We start from the raw sequence: 7001 nt of genomic DNA on the forward strand, positions 1-7001 counted from the left end.
TAACATGTAACTAGAGTGGTTCTTGTTAGCATAGTTACTCAATTAAAGGTAAACAAAACAGCAATGGAAACTCCACGCCCAATTAAGCGCGCACTATTAAGTGTATCTGATAAAACAGGTATTGTAGATTTCGCTAGAAGTTTAGCAGGCAAAGGTGTTGATATTTTATCAACAGGCGGAACTGCAAAGCTATTAGCAGATAATGGCATCCAAGTTACTGAAGTTTCAAATTACACAGGACATCCTGAAATAATGGACGGTCGTGTAAAAACACTTCATCCAAAAGTTCATGGTGGCATTTTAGCTCGTCGTGGAATTGATGAAGCAGTTATGGCTGAAAACGATATTAGTGCTATCGATATTGTTGTAGTAAACCTTTATCCTTTTGCTGATGCAGTAAGTGATGAAAATTGTAGTTTAGAAAACGCTATCGAAAATATTGATATTGGCGGTCCTACAATGGTTCGTGCTGCAGCTAAAAATCATAAAGATGTAACTATTGTTGTTAATGCTCAAGATTACACACGCGTTTTAGCTGAAATGGATGCAAACAACGATTCATTAACGTATCAAACTCGTTTTGATTTAGCGATTGCCGCTTATGAACATACCGCAGCGTACGATGGAATGATTGCAAATTACTTTGGTAAAATGTTACCAGCGTATAATTCAGACGATAAAGATGTTTCATTTTCAAACCGCAATAAATTCCCACGTACTGTAAATAGCCAGTTTATTAAAAAACAAGATTTACGCTACGGTGAAAACTCACATCAAGATGCCGCTTTTTATGTTGAAGCTAATCCTGAAGAAGCTTCAGTATCAACAGCTAACCAAATTCAAGGTAAAGCACTTTCATACAACAATATCGCTGATACAGATGCAGCATTAGAATGTGTTAAAGAATTTGAAGAACCTGCGTGTGTTATTGTTAAACATGCAAACCCTTGTGGTGTAGCAATTGGTGAGAATCTTTTAGCTGCATATGAAGGCGCTTATGTTACCGATCCTACATCCGCTTTTGGTGGTATTATCGCATTTAACCGTGAATTAGACGCTGACACAGCAGAAGCTATTGTTTCTCGCCAATTTGTTGAAGTTATTATTGCTCCAAGTATTTCAGAAGCAGCCGCTCAAATTGTTGCTGCTAAACCTAACGTTCGTTTATTAGAATGTGGTCAATGGAATACTAAAACTACGGGTGTTGATTACAAACGTGTTAACGGTGGTTTGTTAGTTCAAGATAGAGATCAAGGGCGTGTTACAGCGAGTGATTTAAAAGTTGTGACTAAACGTCAACCAACAGAAGACGAAATGCGCGATCTACAGTTTTGCTGGAAAGTAGCAAAATTTGTTAAATCTAACGCTATTGTTTATGTTAAAAATAGTTCAACTATCGGTGTTGGTGCAGGCCAAATGAGTCGTGTATATTCTGCTAAAGTAGCAGGCATTAAAGCGGCTGATGAGAACTTAGAAGTAAAAGGTTCTGTTATGGCATCTGATGCATTCTTTCCATTTCGCGATGGTTTAGATGCAGCAGCTGAAGCAGGTATTACCGCTGTGATCCAACCAGGTGGTTCAATGCGTGATGACGAAGTCATCGCTGCAGCAGATGAGCACGGTATCGCAATGGTATTTACAGGCATGCGTCACTTTAGACACTAAGCTGTAAGCATTGTTTAGCAAAGCAGTGTAAACGGAATGTTTTCTACTGCTTTGCTTTCATAAAGTTGAAAAATAACATGTTATACATGATATATTTTTTTACAATTTTATAAAGATTAAATGTTATTTTTAATCAATGAGTTAGTGTTTAATGTACTGCTCATATTCATTAAAGTCTGTTATAACTAATTTTTATATTTAATTCTTAGTTAACGGAAGATAATAATAATGACAACACTTACAAAGTTACTCACAGCTTCAATCATTTCTGCAAGTTTATTAACAGCTTGTGCTTCTACAATTCCAGAGCCTTCACAATTAACACAAGCGATCGCAGGCGAACATCGTTCAGATAAAAATAAAGCGCGTGACATGTATCGCCATCCAAAAGAAACTTTAGAGTTTTTTGGTTTTAATTCATCAATGACGGTGGTTGAACTAACACCAGGTGGTGGTTGGTACACTGAGATTTTAGCGCCTGCCTTAAAAGGTAAAGGTAAACTATATGGTGCTCATTACCCTGATACGGGTGAAGATAACTACTATAGTAATTCGCGTAAAAAGCTAGAGCAAAAATTAGCAAGTAATGATATTTACAGCGAAGTTGAATTAACTAATTTTGTACCAAGACAAGAAAGCACATTAGCACCGAAAGGTACTGCTGATTTAGTGCTTACTTTTCGTAATTTACATAACTGGAAAGAAGACGGCACTTTACAGGTTTTTAAAGATGCTTATACCGCGTTGAAAAAAGGTGGTGTTCTTGGGGTAGTTGAACATCGTATGCCTGAAAATCAAAACTTTTCAGAAAATATGGGCAGCGGTTACTTTCCTGAAACATTAGCGGTAAAATTAGCACTAGAAGCGGGTTTCACTTTAGCTGACAGTAGTGATATTAACGCAAATCCAAAAGATTCAGCCAAGCATCCTAAGGGAGTTTGGACTTTACCACCCGTATTAAGATTGGGTGATGAAGATAAAGCAAAATATTTAGCGATTGGTGAAAGCGATCGTATGACTTTAAAATTTATAAAATAAATTAACATTTTTTAAGTGGTGCTCAATTATAGTGCCACTTAGTTAATTGTTTTAAACACTAGGAAATAAGAGTAAATGAATGTTTTAGTAATAGGTAGTGGTGGTCGTGAACATGCACTTGCGTGGAAAACGGCACAATCAGCAAATATAGAAAAAGTCTTTGTGGCTCCAGGGAATGCAGGAACAGCAACAGAAGATAAATTAGAAAACATTAACATTTCTTCTGACGACACAGCTGGTTTAGTTGCTTTTGCTAAAACAAATAATATTGCTTTAACTATTGTTGGTCCAGAACAACCTTTGGTTGATGGTGTAGTAGATGCTTTTCAAGCGGAAGGTTTAACAATCTTTGGTCCAAGTGCAAAAGCAGCTCAATTAGAAGGCTCAAAAGCATTTACGAAAGATTTTCTTGCACGTAATAATATTCCAACAGGTTACTACGAAAATTTCACCGAAATTGAACCAGCTTTAGCTTATGTTAGAAAACAGGGCGCTCCAATTGTTGTAAAAGCTGATGGTTTAGCAGCAGGTAAAGGTGTAATCGTTGCATTAACATTAGAAGAAGCAGAAGACGCTATCAAAGATATGTTAGCGGGTAATGCTTTTGGTGATGCTGGACATCGAGTTGTTATTGAAGAATTTTTAGAAGGTGAAGAAGCAAGTTTCATCGTAATGGTTGATGGCAAAAATGTATTAGCATTTGCTACCAGCCAAGATCATAAACGTGCCTACAATGAAGATAAAGGTCCAAACACAGGTGGTATGGGAGCTTACTCTCCAGCGCCAGTGGTAACGCCTGAAATTCATGAACGAATTATGAATGAAGTTATTTATCCAACCGTTGAAGGTATGGCAAAAGAAGGCGCTCCATATACAGGTTTTTTATATGCAGGTTTGATGATTGATGCTAATGGCACTCCTAACGTTATTGAATATAATTGTCGTTTTGGCGATCCAGAAACTCAACCTATTATGATGCGCTTACAATCTGATCTAGCTGAATTATGTATACTGGCATGTGAAGGAAAATTAGATACGGCGACTATTTCGTTTGATGAACGTGCTGCCGTCGGCGTTGTGTTAGCTGCGGGTGGATATCCTGGTAGTTATAATAAAGGTGATGTTATTTCTGGTTTAGAAAACAACAAGGCTGATGACGCTAAAACATTTCATGCAGGAACTTCATTAGTTGATGGAAACGTTGTTACTAATGGTGGCCGCGTATTATGTGCCACAGCACTGGGTAATACTGTAACCCAAGCTCAAGAAAAAGCTTATGTATTGTTAAACCAAATATCATGGAAAGATGTACAATTTAGAACTGATATTGCTTACCGTGCTATTGAAAGAGAACAAGCTTAACAGTAATCAAGTTAACATTAAAACGTCAAAGGCAGTATTTTCTGGCTTTGACGTTAGTATATTGAATAAATAAAGTAAGCGGACAATGAGATCGGTTACTGCTATTATTGCTCAGCTACTATAGTTAAGGAAACTTTAGAATGAAATTACCAATATCTAATTTTAGAATATATACAAAGGTTATGTTTTTATCTTTGTTTTTTTTTAGCCTCGAGGGGAGAGCGCTAACCCTTGGTGAGCAGCCACCAAATATAATTTTTATTTTAGCTGATGACTTGGGGTATAACGATGTTGGCTTTAATGGTATTAAATGGGTTGAAACACCTAATCTAAATAAATTGGCTCAAACAAGTAAAGTGTTTAATAACGCTTACATGTATCCTTTATGTTCACCTTCTCGCGCAGCATTAATTACAGGAAAAGACTCATACAGAACACAAGTGTATGCAGTACCTGTATTAGAGACAGGCACTGCCGAAGAATCGATATATTCACGTGGTACAGTACAAAAAGAACATACCTTTTTTTCAGAACCATTAAATAAAGCAGGATATAAACTTGCTCATATGGGGAAATGGCATGTAGTAGGGCCTTACCCAGAAAAAGAAGTTGATTATCCTTTTAAAGACATAGGTACACAGCCTATATCGGGTGATAAAAGTTGGATAAAGAAACATCAAACACCAGAATATCAAGCGTATTATCCAGAACATCGTGGTTATCATCGTAATATTGGTGGCAGCTGGTGGGGAGATCCAGCGCGTGGTTACGATAAAGGTTACAAGTCTAAAAGTGGTGGTTATGTTGCACCTTTCAATAATCCGTATATTAAACCTAAAGCTGATGATGAATGGTTATCTGACCGTTTAACTGATGAAGCTATTCGTTTTATTGCAGAAAATAAACAACATCCTTTCATGATTAATCTAAACTTTTATGCTCCGCATAGACCAAGTATTCCTCGTTCACCTAAATTATTAAAAAAATACCAAGAAAAAGCCAAAGACCCAATTACAGGTAAATTTTCATCTTTAAGAAAAGAGATGGCGGCTTTCAGTACTTTAGTTGAGTCTGTAGATGAAAATGTAGGGCGGTTAGTTAAATATTTAGATGAAAATAATTTAAGAGAAAATACGGTTATTATTTTCACATCAGATAATGGTTTTCATGGTAGTCAAACGGTTGATAATACAATGCGCGGGAAAAAAGGTCTCATATATGAAGGAGGAATTAAAGTTCCTGCCTTAATGAATTGGCCATCACATATAAAAGCAGGGCGTATTGATACCCCTATTTTTGTTACAGACTACTTTCCAACAATCCTTGAACTTGCTGGAGAAACAAATAACTATTTTGGAACAATAGACGGCAGAAGCATACTACCGTTAGTATTTGACCAAGCGTTACCGGAACGTCCTTTATTTTGGCATATTGCATCAGCAGCTAAACAACCAGCTTTAAGTGCAATGAGAGACGGAGATTGGAAAGTTATTCAATACTTAGTGAGTGGTGATGTAGAACTTTATAATATTGCTTTAGATCCAAAAGAAACGACTAACTTATTTAAAATAGAGAGTAAAAAGTCTGACGAGATGGTAGATAAACTATCTATGTGGCGTAAACATAATAATGTGCCTTTACCACCTGCTTCAAAATTACCTTATTAGATAACCTCAAGCTAGAATATATAAAATCAATAACAATTTATTTTTCAGACTGTTATCTAATTTTTTATCCTGAGTTGAGGTTAGATAAATAGTTCATAATGATGCTAACAGGTTAACGTTTCGTTTAGCATCATTATTCCTCTTGATTAATAGAGGCCATTTTTGCTCCACCATCTATAGCAGCAGATAAAGCTAAATCTTTTGCTAAACCTGCATCTATTGCAGCTTTAACAATTGCTTGATTGTGCTGTGAATTTGTAGAGCTTATCGCTGTAGTAACTATTTGCTCTCCACTATCAGGAAATAATAAAAAAGTATAAGAAACCCACTTAGATACTTTTTCAGGAATTGCCTTTATCAAACCAGATAAAACATCAACCATTCGATCAGGAAAGCTAGTCATTGTATTTGATAAAATTGCTCTAGGATGAAGGGGCTCTGTTTGAATCGTAACTCTAACAAGCTGTTCTAAATTGTCAGGATCATGTAGCGCAGCTGTATTTAATATTTCTTGCGCATAAGCTGGCTCAGCTTCTACTACTATTTTTACTAACTCAGTACTTGATGCAATATCATTATTTAAAAAATGTTCAACCACATTACAAGCATTTACAGGTTCAGCATCTAAAGCACCTAGCATAATCTGTTCGTATTCTTCGGGGTGAAGAGTCAAAGCAGAGTTTAATACTTTATCTATTTGTTCGGGATAACGGGTTAAAATTGAACTTATACTTTTTCGAAGCGATATTTGTTGCTTAGTTTGTTGATTTATTAATTGAGTTATAAACAATTCCTGTTTTGATGATACGTCTTCCTTGGCGAAACTACCTATACTAATAAAACTTAACAACAATAAAATAAAAACATATTTCATTATTAATGCCTATTAACTATGTGAATAACACCATAAATGAACCTAAAGCTAAATAAACATTCCATTATTTTGTTGTAAAACTTTCAGATTATCTACACTATAAAATTTACAGGTTCATCAAAGAACCTACAAGGTTAGTCTCATAAACAATCAAATAGTTCAAATATAAATCAAACAAATAAAAAAAGAGAAAAAAGGACAAAAAAAGCTTGCGTGGATGAAAAAGATCGTTAGAATGCGCTCCACTTCTTCAGGGAAACACAGAGAAGGTAAGTATAGGAAATACTGAGTTCACTTAATAAGGACAGCGAAGTGAGAGTTTTGATAGGTTTAGTCAGTCTTAATTGGTCGATTAAACAAAAGATAACTTTTAAAATCTTTTAAAAAGAATTTCA

At 35.7% G+C, this 7001-nt stretch carries 5 protein-coding genes; 4 read left to right on the top strand and 1 reads right to left on the bottom strand.

Features of this window, described 5'->3' with window-relative positions; all coding sequences use genetic code 11:
• Positions 1–63 precede the first annotated feature (63 nt).
• From purH to B0X80_RS10595, 4 genes are all read left to right on the top strand, one after another.
• Positions 64–1665: a bifunctional phosphoribosylaminoimidazolecarboxamide formyltransferase/IMP cyclohydrolase gene (purH, locus tag B0X80_RS10580; protein WP_077340126.1), complete on the top strand. Its 1602-nt coding sequence runs from the start codon at positions 64–66 to the stop codon at positions 1663–1665.
• 225 nt (positions 1666–1890) lie between these two features.
• Positions 1891–2703 (top strand): class I SAM-dependent methyltransferase, encoded by an 813-nt coding sequence (locus tag B0X80_RS10585; RefSeq protein WP_089024866.1) that lies wholly within the window; start codon positions 1891–1893, stop codon positions 2701–2703.
• A gap of 75 nt (positions 2704–2778) precedes the next feature.
• Positions 2779–4065, top strand: coding sequence for a phosphoribosylamine--glycine ligase (gene purD, locus B0X80_RS10590; protein ID WP_077340128.1), 1287 nt, complete (start codon positions 2779–2781; stop codon positions 4063–4065).
• Between the two features lie 140 nt (positions 4066–4205).
• Positions 4206–5732: a sulfatase gene (locus B0X80_RS10595; protein WP_245825434.1), complete on the top strand. Its 1527-nt coding sequence runs from the start codon at positions 4206–4208 to the stop codon at positions 5730–5732.
• 133 nt (positions 5733–5865) lie between these two features.
• Here B0X80_RS10595 and B0X80_RS10600 read toward each other — a convergent pair whose 3' ends face one another.
• Positions 5866–6606, bottom strand: a complete 741-nt coding sequence (locus B0X80_RS10600; RefSeq protein WP_077340129.1) for a hypothetical protein — start codon at positions 6604–6606, stop codon at positions 5866–5868.
• Positions 6607–7001 lie beyond the last annotated feature (395 nt).

It is taken from the genome of Pseudocolwellia agarivorans (genome assembly GCF_002000085.1).
GTDB classification, from domain to species: Bacteria; Pseudomonadota; Gammaproteobacteria; order Enterobacterales; family Alteromonadaceae; genus Pseudocolwellia; species Pseudocolwellia agarivorans.

Coding starts and splice junctions, on each gene's coding strand:
- purH (WP_077340126.1), top strand. CDS start 64: ATGGAAACTCCACGCCCAATTAAGCGCGCACTATTAAGTGTATCTGAT.
- B0X80_RS10600 (WP_077340129.1), bottom strand. CDS start 6,606: ATGAAATATGTTTTTATTTTATTGTTGTTAAGTTTTATTAGTATAGGT.
- purD (WP_077340128.1), top strand. CDS start 2,779: ATGAATGTTTTAGTAATAGGTAGTGGTGGTCGTGAACATGCACTTGCG.
- B0X80_RS10595 (WP_245825434.1), top strand. CDS start 4,206: ATGAAATTACCAATATCTAATTTTAGAATATATACAAAGGTTATGTTT.